Below are 13,025 nucleotides of genomic sequence, written 5' to 3'. Positions count from 1 at the left end.
CTGTCATAACTTAATTTTAAAACAGATTCTGTACTAATGCACAAAAAAATTCCTACATTGTTCTACAACAACATAGGAGATTTTGTGTCGAATTATGTAATTTATTGTTTAATAATCTCTACCTTTTCCTGAATCAGAAATTTCTACTAATGCTTCAGGATATGGTTCGAAATACGTCTGTCTTAATAAATACTTCCCATCAAATCGAATGGCCCATGATTTTAAAATTGTAAGTAAACTACTAAGTGGTATTTTCTTTTCTGCATACTTTTGTAACAGTTCTATAAAATGATCTTTTTCTTGTTTTTTTAGCTTTGTTTTAAAATATCCAAAAATGTGCTCGCATACATTTACATTCGATGTATAACGGGGTGTGCGCATAAATAATTCATATAAAGTCTTCTCATAGTTTTCAAATACCACTTCAATCTTTTCATTTTTGTGATTTGCAATTATACGCCCTAATTCCTTTTGTTTCACCTGATTATATGCCATAAATAAATATTTATTGTCCGACTGAAACGATACAAGGTCTTTCATATTTTTATTATGTTTAATCATTTTGTAATATGCGATTGTAAATAGCCTTGTAAAGAAATGCTCTCTAATAATAAAATTCGACAATCTGCCTTCCTCTTCAATAGGAAGATGCGAAAATTTTTTTATTACTGCTCCGCCAAATAAGCCTGATCCTTTTCCCTTTGCTGGTGCTTTTTCAAAACCAGAATAAATTTTCACATCGCGCGTACCACAACTTGGCGAACGATTCTTTAAAATAAAACCATCCACATCCGGTATCGTTTGTAAAAAGTCATTTGAAAACTGTTCCATTTTTTCAGTTACATCTTCTCGTGTCGACGGTTGCACAAGTCTATTCTCACCATTTTCTTCTACAATTCGTATCGTTTCTCGAGGAGTCCCCAATCCAATCTCGACTTCTGGACAAACAGGTATAAATGTAACAAATGGCTGCAAATTTCGTATTGTTACATCTGGAATCATCTCTCCATTATAACGACAAGCATCAAATTCTAAACATTTACTTACGACGATTGTAGGTTTTGCAAATTGTCGCATCTCATTACCTCCTTATTGCTAGTCCGTATAATATAAATTGTACTAAGATTAACATTTTAAGCAAAGTTTGATGCATTTATTTTTATGAGAAATATATATCCAATGAAATATTAACAATCATTCAACTCTATTTTCTATAAATGTGCGCTCTATTTAATGAGGGTTTAGATATTGTGAAATGAATAATACACACATGCTTCGGAGAACTTAATTATTAAGAAAGGAGGGATTGTTATGAAAAAGAAATTATCATCAATCTTAAGTGTTTTAGCACTATCTATTATGTTTTTAGGTACATCTGCGCAAGCTGAATACGATGGAAATAATATGAACAGAGTTAATAACACTGATATTTCAACTCGAGTAAATGACAATAATTTAGACAGAGTTAATAATGATGTGAGAACTCGAAATGTAAATACAACAAATGATTTAAATGATAATCGTGATAGAAATAATAATTGGGCTTGGCTTGGTTTATTAGGACTAGCAGGATTATTAGGTCTTAGAAGAAGAGACAAAGAAACACGCTGATTTAGAATGTTTTTATTAAACAAGTACTTATTTATCAAAAATATATAATGAAAATAAATCGCCTTTTTAAAGGCGATTTATTTTCACTTAAAAGTAATGTATGTAATTCACACTTCAACGATTAAATTCGTGGAGTTAATCCATACAATATAAATTGAATCGTATTTTCAATTTCTGCTTCATCATCCCATTTTTCTTCAGGCAATAATAAAAATCGTGTTAATAATAAACCTAATACAGCTGATAAAGTAAGACGTAATACGGAAGATGGTGGTATCTCAATTATTTCCCCTTCTTCTTGAAATTTCACAATCAACTTTTTGAAATGTGAAAACAGTTCTGTTTCTACTAATTGCTGTATTTCATTTTTCAGTTCTGGTTGAAATGGTACTTCTTGAATTAATATTTTTATCATAGGAAAGTGTTTTTGAGCAAATTTAAATCTATTATGAATTACAACCCTTAAAAGTCCTTCATACGATTCATACTCCGATTTAAATATTTCTTTTGCAAAGGTTTGTACGAAAAATGGTGCAGCGAACTTAGTTAAAGTTGGCATTACGACCGCTAGTAATAAATCTTTTTTCGTCTTATAGTAGCGGAAGATGGTTCCCTCCGCTACACCAGCACGCTTTGCAATTTCACTTGTTGAAGTTGAAGCGTATCCTTTTTCTCCAAACATATCAACAGCCGCCTCTAATATTCGCATTTGACGTTCATTTCGTTTATCCGTATTAGTTGCAGCTATTAATTCCTCCAGCCAATCTTTCTGCATTTATAAAGCTCCTTTTTGTCATTATTATATTTTGCGATGTTTCTTTAAAGCAAATACATTTCCTACTGCAAATAATAGTGAAAAAAGTAATAACACAGTAAGATCTAATGCAATCTCTGTAAACCCTTGATTCCGAATCATCACTTGTCTTATTGCGTCAGCGCCGTATGTGAGTGGAAATGCTTTCCCTAACATTTGTAGCCACTTGTTCATAGATTCCATTGGAAATAATCCAGAAAAGAAGATTTGTGGCACAATAACAAGCGGTATAAATTGAATCATTTGAAATTCATTATTTGCGTATGTCGATAAAAACGTACCTAATGTTAGTGCAGTTAAAGAGAGCATACATGTAATAAGTAGCGTTAGCCATATGGAGCCAGCTACGTATAAATCTAAAATATAAACGGAAAAGCTTACGATAATAATGGATTGTATAAAGGCAAAGAATCCAAAACCAATAATATAACCTGCGACTATTTCCCATCTTCTTACTGGGGTGAATAATAACCTTTCTAGCGTACCACTTAAACGTTCTCTTACGAAAGATACACCTGATAATATAAATACAAAGAAAAATGTAAAGAAACCAATTAATACAGGACCAAGCCCATCAAACATCGTAAAGTCTTTAGAGCCATGTAAATAATTTACTTCAGGTTTCATAATCGATACATCATTCTTCTCTGTGCTTTTTTGCAATACTTGAAGTACAGCACGATTTTTTGACGAATCACTACCTTCCAACAGAAGTTTCATTTTTCCATTCTCTATACGAAATACTGCATCTACCTTTTGTTTTTCCAACTCAGAAATCGCCTTTTCCTTACTGTATTCATAAATTGACGCTTCTTGATTTTTCATCACTTTTACTATTTGAGCGGGCATATCAACAACAGCAATTTGCGGTATATAGTCTTTCTGTGTAAACACTAGTGACAAAAGCCAAAGTAATAACATCGGTGCTCCAAACATCATTGCTAACGAACGCTTATCTCGAAAAAATTGACGAATAATACGTATAATTACACCAGTAACTCTCATGACGGAGCCACCTCTTCCAGCAAAAAGACATCTTCAATCCGTCCAGATGACACGCGTTTTTTCAATTCTTCAGTTGTTCCAACCGCAACTAGTTTCCCTTCTCTAATTAACCCTAGACGCTCACAAAATTCAGCTTCATCCATAATGTGCGTCGTTACAATAATCGTTGTGCCTTTCGTTTTAAGATCATAAAATTTTTCCCAAATCGTTTTTCTAAGAAGCGGATCTATCCCCACTGTAGGCTCATCTAAAATTAATATTTCTGGTTCGTGAAGGAGCGCTATTGCTAATGATAAGCGTTTTTTCATTCCACCTGAAAATTGTTGTACTTGCTTTTTCATATACTGTGACAATTGTACAAGTTCAAAAACCTGTGCAATTCTTGTCTTTTTACGTTTTCCCTTTAGTCCATACATCGTTGCTATAAAATCTGCATTTTCATATGCTGACAATTCTTCGTATAATGCATCCGCCTGGGCCATATAACCAATTCTTTTCATTTCATTTAAATTAGGCATATTAGTATTATTAACAAGCACTTCACCTTTCGTTGCCTCATTAATACCTGCAATCATTTTAATGAGCGTTGTTTTCCCCGATCCAGAAGGTCCAACAAAACCAAAAATTTCTGCTTTTTCAACTTGCAATGAAAGATTGTGTAACACTTCTTTTTTTCCAAAACTTTTTGATACAGTCCGTAAAATAATTGAAGGTTGTTGCACGTTTCATCCTCCTTTTCCAATGAAATGAGTGAGTACTCACTTTTATTTTACCCTTGCTTAATTATATGTCAAACTTCATTGATTAGTATGTATGTTCAATCAACGATATTAAACAATGAAACAGAGTCGACATTAGAATTTCATTTCCTAAAGCCGACTCTGTTTCATTTAAACTATAAATTTCACTTTACGTTTTTAAATTCATATACTTCCGAATTCTAGCAACATCTAAAGAATATTCAATAACTAATTGCTGTAACGGTAAAATAACTGTGTCAGGATATAAATGTGCATATTGTAATGTTTCTGCATATTTTTCTAATCTTTTTTCTAAATACTTTATTATTTGATCAGGATGACTTACTAATAAACATTTACAATAATAATGTATTTGTTCCTCAATCGCCGTGTATTCTTCAATTTCATATTCTTTATGCATGTGTACACCCCTTTAAGTTTTTTACATGAATTACTTATCACAATTTTCACTCGACAATTTTTAAGTTTTTTGATTATTTACACTATAACAAACAATCAGGGTCAAATTTTGTTACTTTATGTAACGTAGAAAATTTTTAACAAAATTGTAATGTTAACTCCTGCAAAATACATAAAATCTCTTTACTCACTTTTGTATAAAAAAATCGTACAGCTTAATTTAACTGCACGACTACAATCTCTGGCCTATTCAAAATTCTTTGCGGAATGATACTATTTCCTAATCCTCTACTCACTACCATTGATGTATTTTGTTCTACATATAAACCTGCTGTATATTTAGGTAAAACACCTTGATTTGGAGCAACTAATCCACCGATAAATGGCAATCTAACTTGCCCTCCATGAGCATGTCCCGATAAAACCAAATCCAACCTCTCATTCGTATATTCCTTTATAAATTCAGGCCTGTGGGATAATAACACATTATATCTATCTGGCTGCATTTCAATTTTTGCTTTTTTAATTTCATCTATTATAATATTTCCTTCATCACGGTTTCCAGTACCAAACTCTGGATCATCAATACCTAGCAAGTTTATCTCTTGCTCACCCTTTCGAATGCCTACATGTTCATTCCTTAAAACATTGACACCATATTTCTTCAACTCTTTTTCTAAACTGTTATACTTTCCAGACCATTGTTCATGGTTTCCTGTCACAAAATATACAGGATACTTCTTTACCATTTCTCGTATTAATTGCATACTAACTTCTGCATCGTATGATTTACTGTCAATTAAATCACCCGTAATCGCAATAATATCTGGGTCTATACTTTTTATTTTTTGAATTAACACATCTTGATTATCGCCAAATTTTTTATTGTGTAAGTCTGAAATTTGTAGAATTTTATACCCTTTAAAAGAGGATGGTATTTTACTAGAGGTTATTTTAACCTCAGTTATACTTATTAAATTGTTCTGTAAATATAAAAAGATTGTAAAACCTACTAATATACAAATAATCATTACAATTCTATTAATTTTCTTTTTCATATTTTCTCCTTTACATTCTCATCAAACACTTCTATATGCTAACTGAATTATATTATACTTTCTTGAAATTTATTTAAATTAATAAAATAATACAGTACATGAAATTTCGTATGAGATATGTCATATATATTCGTTATATTTTTACTTTTACCTTTTTAATAATAAGAATACAAAAACGACTCTTATCACAAGAAAAGAGTCGTTTTCTAACTTTATACTTTTAATACTTTCATGTTAAAAATGCGAAAACTAAAATACTATTACCTAAGAGCCTTAACTATAACTTTAGTTGCCTCTGCAATGAGTTGATTATCATAGGTTGCCTCTTTCTCATCTTTACTAGATAAAATTGCGATGATAATTGGTGCTCTATTTGGAGGCCAAACGATAGCAATATCATTTCTTGTCCCGTAACTACCAGCACCTGATTTATCTCCAACTACCCAGTCAGTTGGTACGCCTGCACGAATAAGTTTGTCCCCTGTAGCATTTCCTTTCATCCACTCTGTAAGAATTTTACGTTTTTCAGCTGGAAGTGCATTTCCGACCGTAAAAGCTTTAAGATTCGTAGCAATAGCTTTCGCTGTACTAGTGTCACGAATGTCTCCTGGAATAGCTTCGTTTAATTCTGTTTCAAAGCGATCAGACATAGTAATCCGATCCCCCATATGCCTAAGCGCTTTTTCATATCCTTTCGGTCCTCCTATTTTATTAAATAAAATGTTCCCTGCAGTATTATCGCTTGAACGAACAGCTGCCTCAGCAATTTCTCCTAGTTTCATTCCAGTATCTACATGTTTCTCTGTAACAGGTGAATAATCCACTAAGTCTTCTTTCGTATATGTGATTACTTCATTTAATGAATCAATTGAGTTTTGCTGTAGTAATACTCCCGCGGCTAAAGCCTTGTAAGTTGATGCGAAGGCAAATCTTTCGTTAGGTCGATAAGAGATTGTTTGATTTGTACCAGTATCAATCACATATACACCTAATCGAGCATTAAATTTTTTCTCAAGTTGAGAGAACTCTTTATGCGTTGCCTGATTTTTATGTTTCACTTGTCCAGTCTTTTCTTTCGCTTCAACTTGCAGTGACTCTCCTGTAAAAGCTTCTAGGCTTGTAATACTTAAACCTAATATACCAACGCATATTCCTATTTTTAGCATCCTCTTATTTTTCAAAATCATCATTCCTTCCAAATTTTTAGCACCTTTTTATACGTACACATAATAGACAATCACCGAACCAAATTTGTTCCATAAACTGAAAAAAATTTATAGCTAGTATAAGAGTTATTAACAAAATAAGAGATAGTAGCTATGATCGCCACTATCTCTTATTTCATATTTCATTTTTTTACTTATAAATGGCTTTATATAAACAGGTTCTCTTCCCTGAGAAAAGTATTCTAATTTTGCTTAGAACTACCTGTACTAGTAGATTCAGCATGTATACGTTGCTGTTTCAAATCAAAGTATACATCTAAAACTTCCTTTCCAATTATAGAATTAATTCCATTTTTATCATCATGAAGCCATGGAACTACTACGGAAAATGCTACTTCCGGATTATCATATGGAGCATATCCAACTAACGTTAAGTTGTAACATTCCATACGTTCTCCTTTTGCATTTCTGCCAATCGGGTCATCTCCACCATATACAGTTTGGGCTGTTCCTGTCTTTCCTGCTGGTTTATATGGCGCGTTTTTGAAATATTTCACGCCAGTTCCATCACCTTCTTGGAATACCCATCTAAACCCTTCTTTTATACGATCAATATGTTCTTTCTTCATATCAATTCGATTTAATACGACAGGCTCTATGGAACGTATAACTTTGCCAACCTCTTCTTTTATTGATTGTTCTCGTATTTCTTGTACAATTTGAGGTTGCATTCTATAACCACCATTCGCAATCGTTGAAATATATTGCGCTAATTGCAACGGCGTATACGTATCATACTGACCGATAGAAAAATCTAGTAAAAAACCAGGTTGACTATCTACTTTTCTCGTTTGTCCAATTATTTCATTCGGTAAATCAATACCTGTTGGGACACCTAAACCAAATTGCTTGAAATAATAGCGCATCGTATCAAATGCTCCTTGTTTAATATCTAATGAGCCATTTGGTACGTAATTGACTCCCGCAATTTTTAAAGCTGTCTGGAACATGTATACATTCGAAGATACTTGTAAAGCCCGTAAATCATTAATATTACCAAATCCGGATACATTCCACGATTTCTTAACTTGTGTACCTTTAAATTTCATCGGTGCGTCATAAAATTGATCTCCTGGATGTATTGCCCCTGTCTCATATCCAGTTAATAAAGTAGCACCTTTTACAGCTGACCCTAGCTCATACGAAGTTGTCATGTTTCCTAATGCCAAATCCTCAACCTCTATTTTCCCTTCTTTTTCTACAATCTTTTTGCCTGCCATTGATAAAATTTGTCCGTTATTTGGATTCGTCATGACAACAAAAGCTCGATCGAGCAGTGGCTCTGAACTCTTAAAAGCTCTCAAGTTTTTCTCTATACTTTCTTCAACTTTCTTTTGTAATTCCATATCAATCGTTAATGTTAAACTATTACCACTTTTTCCTTTAGAGATTATTTCTGTGTTAACAATGTTTCCTGATTTATCAGTAATATTTTTCACTTCTTCTTTTGTGCCGTGTAATACATCTTCATATCGTTGTTCAATATAACTTTTTCCAACACGATCATTACGGTTATATCCACGTACTAAATAAGAATCTAAATTTTCTTTCGGTAATCCTTCTTCACTACTCGTAATATTTCCTAATACAGAACGAAATAAATTACCGTTTACATAATTACGTTCCCAATCAACAGTTGCATCTACTCCTGGAAAATCCGCAAGATTTTCGCTTATCCGCGCATACTCTTCATCTGTTACATCTTTTTTAATGATTTGTGGTGTTAGTTGATAACCTGAACTCATTTTACTTTTAATAGCTAACACCTTTAAATCTTGTGCTGTTAATTCTGCTAATTCTACCTCTGTAACACGACCTCGTCTTAAGTCTTCTATTTTTTTATCTAACTCTTTTCCCTCTATACCCTTTTCTTTAAACTTTTCTATATCTTTCTTAGTAATCTTTGCCTCCGCACGTTTCGAATTCAACTGCATCCAAAAATCTTTTTTATCGATATCTGTTAATTTATTTATATCTTGTTCAGGCATTTCAAGTACTTTCGCCAAGTCTTTTGCTGTTTTTAAAGTATCTTCACTCGTAATTCCCTTCACCCTTGTATACGTAATTGTGCGAAGAGATTTATTATTAACAACTATTTTCCCTTCTCGATCTAAAATTTGTCCACGTGGAACTGGAATACTAGTTATTGCATTTTGACTACTTTCCACTTGGTTCTTATAAGCCTCTCCCTCAACGATTTGTACCTTTCCTAGCTGCATAATAATAGCTGAGAATAGTACAAATATGCAAAGGAACATTATATTTAATCGAATAGATATATATGTCTTCTGCTTCTTGCCTTTTTGTTCTTTCATAAATCCTCCATTTAATCCTTTCAGGAATTGCTACAAATACTAAAAACATTCCTTATATATTAGATACCGATAATCGGTTATAAATATCGCCTCAATTTTTTGCTTAATCCTTGTAAGCAACCATTCCTTTTCGTTTAGCTACGAAATTAATAACTCTCCCTTCTTGTTTTCTCTCTATTTTTTTGCCACTTGCATTAGAAGTGCTAAACTGTATAATGACTCTTATTAAACTTACATATAAACTTGCTAGTAAATTTTCATGCTAATTATTCCTTTCTTCATGCTGTAATACTTAATAGACAACCTAAACAATAAAGTTGTTCCACATTTACAAAAAAAATAATTAAATATAAGATGAAATAGGCTACATAAGGGAGGGTTATATGTTACATACAAGAAGATGGAGATTTTTTGCGGTTCTTTCTATTGTAGGTTTGATTTTACTGATTTTATTAAAAATCAACTTCATTTCAATTACTATCGCAACTTCTTCAGCTGAAAGAGGAAAGATTTTTGATAAAAATGGTGTAATGCTAGCTACAAATAAGAAAGTTAAGTCTCTATATTGCACTTCTAATGATGAAAAGCTATCGAAACAAGATACATCAAACACATTAGCTTTTTTCAATCAATTTTCAAGCGAGTTTCAACATGATATTTCTACAGAGAACATAAAATCTCAATTACAACAATCTTGTAAAAAGCAGACTATGAATGATATACCGTTATACTCTGATATAAATGAGAATGAACTTGCATTCATAAACAAAAACAAACCCAATAATGTAATAATTAAAGATGAATGGATTCGATATTACCCTAAACACGAAATTGGTTCACAAGTAATTGGGTATGTAGAAAATGACCTTAATTCAAAGCATATGGCTGTTGGAAAAAACGGGATTGAGCTGCAATATGAAAATGATTTAAAAGGAAAACAAGGCAAAACTCTTATTTTTAAATTGAATAATAAAAAGTTCTTATGGAACATTCAAAAAGTACAAAAAGGAAAAGACGTGCGGCTAGCTTTAGACTCTGAGTTGCAGCAAAAGGCAGAAGAAGCATTAAAATCTCAAATTAAGAAAACACCTGATGCTAAAGCTGGTTATGCTATAGTGAGCGATGCAAAAACTGGCGCAATTTTAACTATGGCCAACTCGGTAGTTTTTGATCCAAATATATTAAATACACATGTATCTTCTAGAAAAGAAAACATTAAATCTCTTTCGCAAAATAAAGCAATTCAAAAATTAAAGTATGGTGAATCTTATGTAAATATGGCTTCTACTATAAAACCACTTACTATTTTAATTGGATTAAACGAAAAGCTTTTTCAACCAGAAGATACTTATTTAGATAAAGGTACTTTTCAGTATGATAATCAAAATAACATTACGAATGCGCCTGGAACACCAACAGGGGAGATTACACCGAGGCAGGCTATCATTAATTCATCTAACACATTTATGACAGCAAAAGTAGCTCTGCCCTTATTCAACCAAAATAATGGAAATATAGAAAAAGTGGCACATATATGGACAGATTATTTAATGCAATTCGGCCTACGTTCTAAAACTGGGATTGATTTACCCTTTGAAGAAGACGGACAATATGAATTCCATCCATCTAATAAATTTGAAAATGGGATTTCAGCATTATTAAATGCCTCTTGGGGAGGAAATGAAGTGCATACTCCTCTTCAACTCGCTCAATATGCAGCAACTTTGGCAAGTAAAGGCGACAAATATAAACCTCAAATCATAAGTGCGATTATTGGTCAAGATGGTAAGGAAACCAAAAAGTTTAAACCCATTTTAGAAAGTTCAAATCGTTACCCGATGAACTTTTGGAGTGTCGTGCAAGGTGGGATGAGTCAAAATATAGAGGAAATTAAAAAGTTGCCCTTTGACGTCGCAGGTAAAACAGGTATTACAGGTTTTCCAAATGAGCAAGCAAGAATGATAAATCACTCTCTTTTCATTGCGTATGCTCCTACGGAAGATCCACAAATTGCCGTTTCTGTCGTTATCCTTGGTAGTAATTCAGAAAAAAACATTGCCGCTCTCGTTACATCAGAAATTTTAGAGTACTGGAATACTCTTCAAAAAGACAATAAAAACAAAGAGGAAGGTTCATTTAAGTGAACCTTCCTCTTTTACCATATAGAATTTATATTTATTATTTTCCATATACCTTCATTATTCTTTTCGAATGTAAATGAATATTTAATATCAGTTAAAACGTACTCTTTCTGTACATATCCAGTATTACCGTTAATTGTCGAAACTTTTATATATCCATTATTCTGTACTTTTTCTGGAATCCAAGCTTTTACCATTTCATTAGATACTTCATATAAAACTTGTGATTCTCGCTTTGGTTCAGCTAAAATTTTTGTTTTATTTCCAGTAACAGTCGCATATATAAAATGCGCTTGGTTTGGTTGATTACTTTCTGTCAATCCACTTGGTACTTTATATACTTGCTTTGTATCTTTGGCAAACTCTCCTCCCATTGTAAGGGCGACTTGCAACTCATGAAAGATATCTTCATCAAACTTCAGTTCATCCTTCTTATAACTCTTCCCTTTAAATAGAACTTCATCATTTAACGCTTTGTACAATTCATTTTCATTTTTTGAGTTCGTACTTTGATATAGTTCATTCATAAATTGTTTTAATGATGAATCTTGAGCAGACTCATCTTTTGTTTTAGGCTTAATTTGAGTACTACTTTGTACCGGTGATTTATTATCATCAAGCCAAGGTTGTTGAACAATGAAAAATAACATTGTACAAACCAAAACAACTACAATAGGTAATGCTTTTTTACGAAATGGTCTTTTATGTTTTACAAAATCCACTTCATTATTTTCGTATATAGACTGCTTTATTTTAGAAATAAATTCTTCTTCATCTTTACGATTCTCCATTGGGCCTTTTTTTATTTTTCTATACCAGTCAGGATTTTGTTTATTGTTCATCACTACTACCCTCCCCTATTAATTTTGAAACCTTACTTCTCGCTCTACTTAATCTCGATTTTACAGTTCCAATGGATACTCCTAATGTTTCAGCCATTTCTTCATAAGATAATTCATATTTTGCATCCAATATAATTATTTCACGGTGCTTTTTAGGTAGTTCTAATACCAGCTTCCACACATCATTCATTTCTTCTTGCTTAAAAAATTCTTGTTCTGCTGACAGGGATTGCTTATCGTCACTAAAAAATCCTATTAAAGATATCCTTTTAAAATAGGAGGATTTCAAATAGTTTATTGCCGTATTTCTTGTGATTTTTAATATCCACGTTTTAATAGATGACTCCTTTCGAAATGAATTCCAATTTTTAAACACCTTTATAAATACATCTTGCGTGATATCATCTGATAAGTGTGGATCTTTCGTAATAATAAATGAATAATTCCATACATCTTGCCAATAGTCTTTTATAACATAGTCCAGCTCATCATGATTACACTTTTCAATAAACGTCTGTTCCATTTCCACACCTCAAACTTATTTGAATAAACATAAAACTGCCCTCACTTTTATTATGGTTTCAATATATAGACAAGATACAAGTTTCATTTGTTCCATTGTTTATCTTTTTTCAGGCAGAATAATACTACTAAAAAACAAGTAAAGCATACAATGATAAAAATCCACTCACAATAATCTATTTTTTGAATTTAACGTAACACTCTACTTGTCCATTTCAATTTGCTATTCCCTTCTATTTACCATTAGCAATGCCAACTTTTCAGAAATGAAAATAAAGATAAGGTATCAATTTTCTATAGTCGCAGCAAAAAAGCATTCTCGATTAGAAAG

The 13,025-nt window shown here is 32.3% G+C and carries 12 protein-coding genes; 2 read left to right on the top strand and 10 right to left on the bottom strand.

All coding sequences use genetic code 11. The annotated features are described in order from the left end of the window. Nucleotides 1–108: 108 nt before the first annotated feature. Entirely contained in the window at nucleotides 109–1,077 is a 969-nt protein-coding gene (locus CGQ22_RS08975) for a YbgA family protein (protein ID WP_089148580.1), read from the bottom strand. A gap of 234 nt (nucleotides 1,078–1,311) precedes the next feature. Here CGQ22_RS08975 and CGQ22_RS08970 point away from each other — a divergent pair, with 234 nt between their 5' ends. Then, nucleotides 1,312–1,611, top strand: a complete 300-nt coding sequence (locus CGQ22_RS08970; protein WP_000728151.1) for a WGxxGxxG family protein — start codon at nucleotides 1,312–1,314, stop codon at nucleotides 1,609–1,611. 121 nt (nucleotides 1,612–1,732) lie between these two features. Here CGQ22_RS08970 and CGQ22_RS08965 read toward each other — a convergent pair whose 3' ends face one another. The 7 genes from CGQ22_RS08965 to CGQ22_RS08935 form a co-directional block, all read right to left on the bottom strand. Further along, nucleotides 1,733–2,386, bottom strand: a complete 654-nt coding sequence (locus tag CGQ22_RS08965; RefSeq protein WP_001168190.1) for a TetR/AcrR family transcriptional regulator — start codon at nucleotides 2,384–2,386, stop codon at nucleotides 1,733–1,735. 24 nt (nucleotides 2,387–2,410) lie between these two features. Continuing rightward, on the bottom strand, nucleotides 2,411–3,430 hold the full coding sequence (locus CGQ22_RS08960) for an ABC transporter permease (RefSeq protein ID WP_089148579.1): 1,020 nt from the start codon (nucleotides 3,428–3,430) through the stop codon (nucleotides 2,411–2,413). Beyond that, on the bottom strand, nucleotides 3,427–4,152 hold the full coding sequence (locus CGQ22_RS08955; protein ID WP_089148578.1) for an ABC transporter ATP-binding protein: 726 nt from the start codon (nucleotides 4,150–4,152) through the stop codon (nucleotides 3,427–3,429). Before CGQ22_RS08955 ends, CGQ22_RS08960 begins: the two co-directional genes overlap by 4 nt. 187 nt (nucleotides 4,153–4,339) lie before the next feature. Then, the gene (locus CGQ22_RS08950) at nucleotides 4,340–4,591 is read right to left on the bottom strand and encodes a hypothetical protein (RefSeq protein WP_000548621.1); all 252 of its coding nucleotides are present in this window, start codon (nucleotides 4,589–4,591) and stop codon (nucleotides 4,340–4,342) included. Between the two features lie 214 nt (nucleotides 4,592–4,805). Further along, a complete protein-coding gene (locus tag CGQ22_RS08945; RefSeq protein ID WP_000727193.1) occupies nucleotides 4,806–5,648 on the bottom strand; it encodes a metallophosphoesterase in 843 nt (280 codons plus the stop codon). Nucleotides 5,649–5,908: 260 nt separating this feature from the next. Beyond that, a complete protein-coding gene (bla, locus tag CGQ22_RS08940; protein WP_002164025.1) occupies nucleotides 5,909–6,835 on the bottom strand; it encodes a class A beta-lactamase Bla1 in 927 nt (308 codons plus the stop codon). A gap of 221 nt (nucleotides 6,836–7,056) precedes the next feature. Next, complete coding sequence (locus CGQ22_RS08935; RefSeq protein ID WP_089148577.1) at nucleotides 7,057–9,189, bottom strand: peptidoglycan D,D-transpeptidase FtsI family protein; 2,133 nt, start codon at nucleotides 9,187–9,189, stop codon at nucleotides 7,057–7,059. A 383-nt stretch (nucleotides 9,190–9,572) separates the two neighbouring features. On the opposite strand from CGQ22_RS08935, the gene CGQ22_RS08930 reads away from it, so the two are divergent. After that, nucleotides 9,573–11,333, top strand: a complete 1,761-nt coding sequence (locus CGQ22_RS08930) for a peptidoglycan D,D-transpeptidase FtsI family protein (protein WP_000903425.1) — start codon at nucleotides 9,573–9,575, stop codon at nucleotides 11,331–11,333. 11 nt (nucleotides 11,334–11,344) lie between these two features. Here CGQ22_RS08930 and CGQ22_RS08925 read toward each other — a convergent pair whose 3' ends face one another. Together CGQ22_RS08925 and CGQ22_RS08920 are read right to left on the bottom strand one after the other, a co-directional pair. Beyond that, the gene (locus tag CGQ22_RS08925) at nucleotides 11,345–12,172 is read right to left on the bottom strand and encodes a hypothetical protein (protein ID WP_001060765.1); all 828 of its coding nucleotides are present in this window, start codon (nucleotides 12,170–12,172) and stop codon (nucleotides 11,345–11,347) included. Further along, a complete protein-coding gene (locus CGQ22_RS08920; RefSeq protein ID WP_139032748.1) occupies nucleotides 12,162–12,695 on the bottom strand; it encodes an RNA polymerase sigma factor in 534 nt (177 codons plus the stop codon). The genes CGQ22_RS08925 and CGQ22_RS08920 overlap by 11 nt, the downstream gene beginning before the upstream one ends. Between the last annotated feature and the right edge of the window lie 330 nt (nucleotides 12,696–13,025).

Origin of the sequence: Bacillus sp. M13(2017), from assembly GCF_002218325.1 — a bacterium.
Taxonomy (GTDB): domain Bacteria; phylum Bacillota; class Bacilli; order Bacillales; family Bacillaceae_G; genus Bacillus_A; species Bacillus_A thuringiensis_K.
This window is presented reverse-complemented; position numbering and strand designations above follow the sequence as displayed.

Excerpts from the sequence above, each read along its gene's own strand:
- CGQ22_RS08970 (WP_000728151.1), top strand. The coding sequence starts at position 1,312 with ATGAAAAAGAAATTATCATCAATCTTAAGTGTTTTAGCACTATCTATT.
- CGQ22_RS08950 (WP_000548621.1), bottom strand. The coding sequence starts at position 4,591 with ATGCATAAAGAATATGAAATTGAAGAATACACGGCGATTGAGGAACAA.
- bla (WP_002164025.1), bottom strand. The coding sequence starts at position 6,835 with ATGATTTTGAAAAATAAGAGGATGCTAAAAATAGGAATATGCGTTGGT.
- CGQ22_RS08945 (WP_000727193.1), bottom strand. The coding sequence starts at position 5,648 with ATGAAAAAGAAAATTAATAGAATTGTAATGATTATTTGTATATTAGTA.
- CGQ22_RS08930 (WP_000903425.1), top strand. The coding sequence starts at position 9,573 with ATGTTACATACAAGAAGATGGAGATTTTTTGCGGTTCTTTCTATTGTA.
- CGQ22_RS08965 (WP_001168190.1), bottom strand. The coding sequence starts at position 2,386 with ATGCAGAAAGATTGGCTGGAGGAATTAATAGCTGCAACTAATACGGAT.
- CGQ22_RS08975 (WP_089148580.1), bottom strand. The coding sequence starts at position 1,077 with ATGCGACAATTTGCAAAACCTACAATCGTCGTAAGTAAATGTTTAGAA.
- CGQ22_RS08920 (WP_139032748.1), bottom strand. The coding sequence starts at position 12,695 with ATGGAACAGACGTTTATTGAAAAGTGTAATCATGATGAGCTGGACTAT.
- CGQ22_RS08960 (WP_089148579.1), bottom strand. The coding sequence starts at position 3,430 with ATGAGAGTTACTGGTGTAATTATACGTATTATTCGTCAATTTTTTCGA.
- CGQ22_RS08925 (WP_001060765.1), bottom strand. The coding sequence starts at position 12,172 with ATGAACAATAAACAAAATCCTGACTGGTATAGAAAAATAAAAAAAGGC.
- CGQ22_RS08935 (WP_089148577.1), bottom strand. The coding sequence starts at position 9,189 with ATGAAAGAACAAAAAGGCAAGAAGCAGAAGACATATATATCTATTCGA.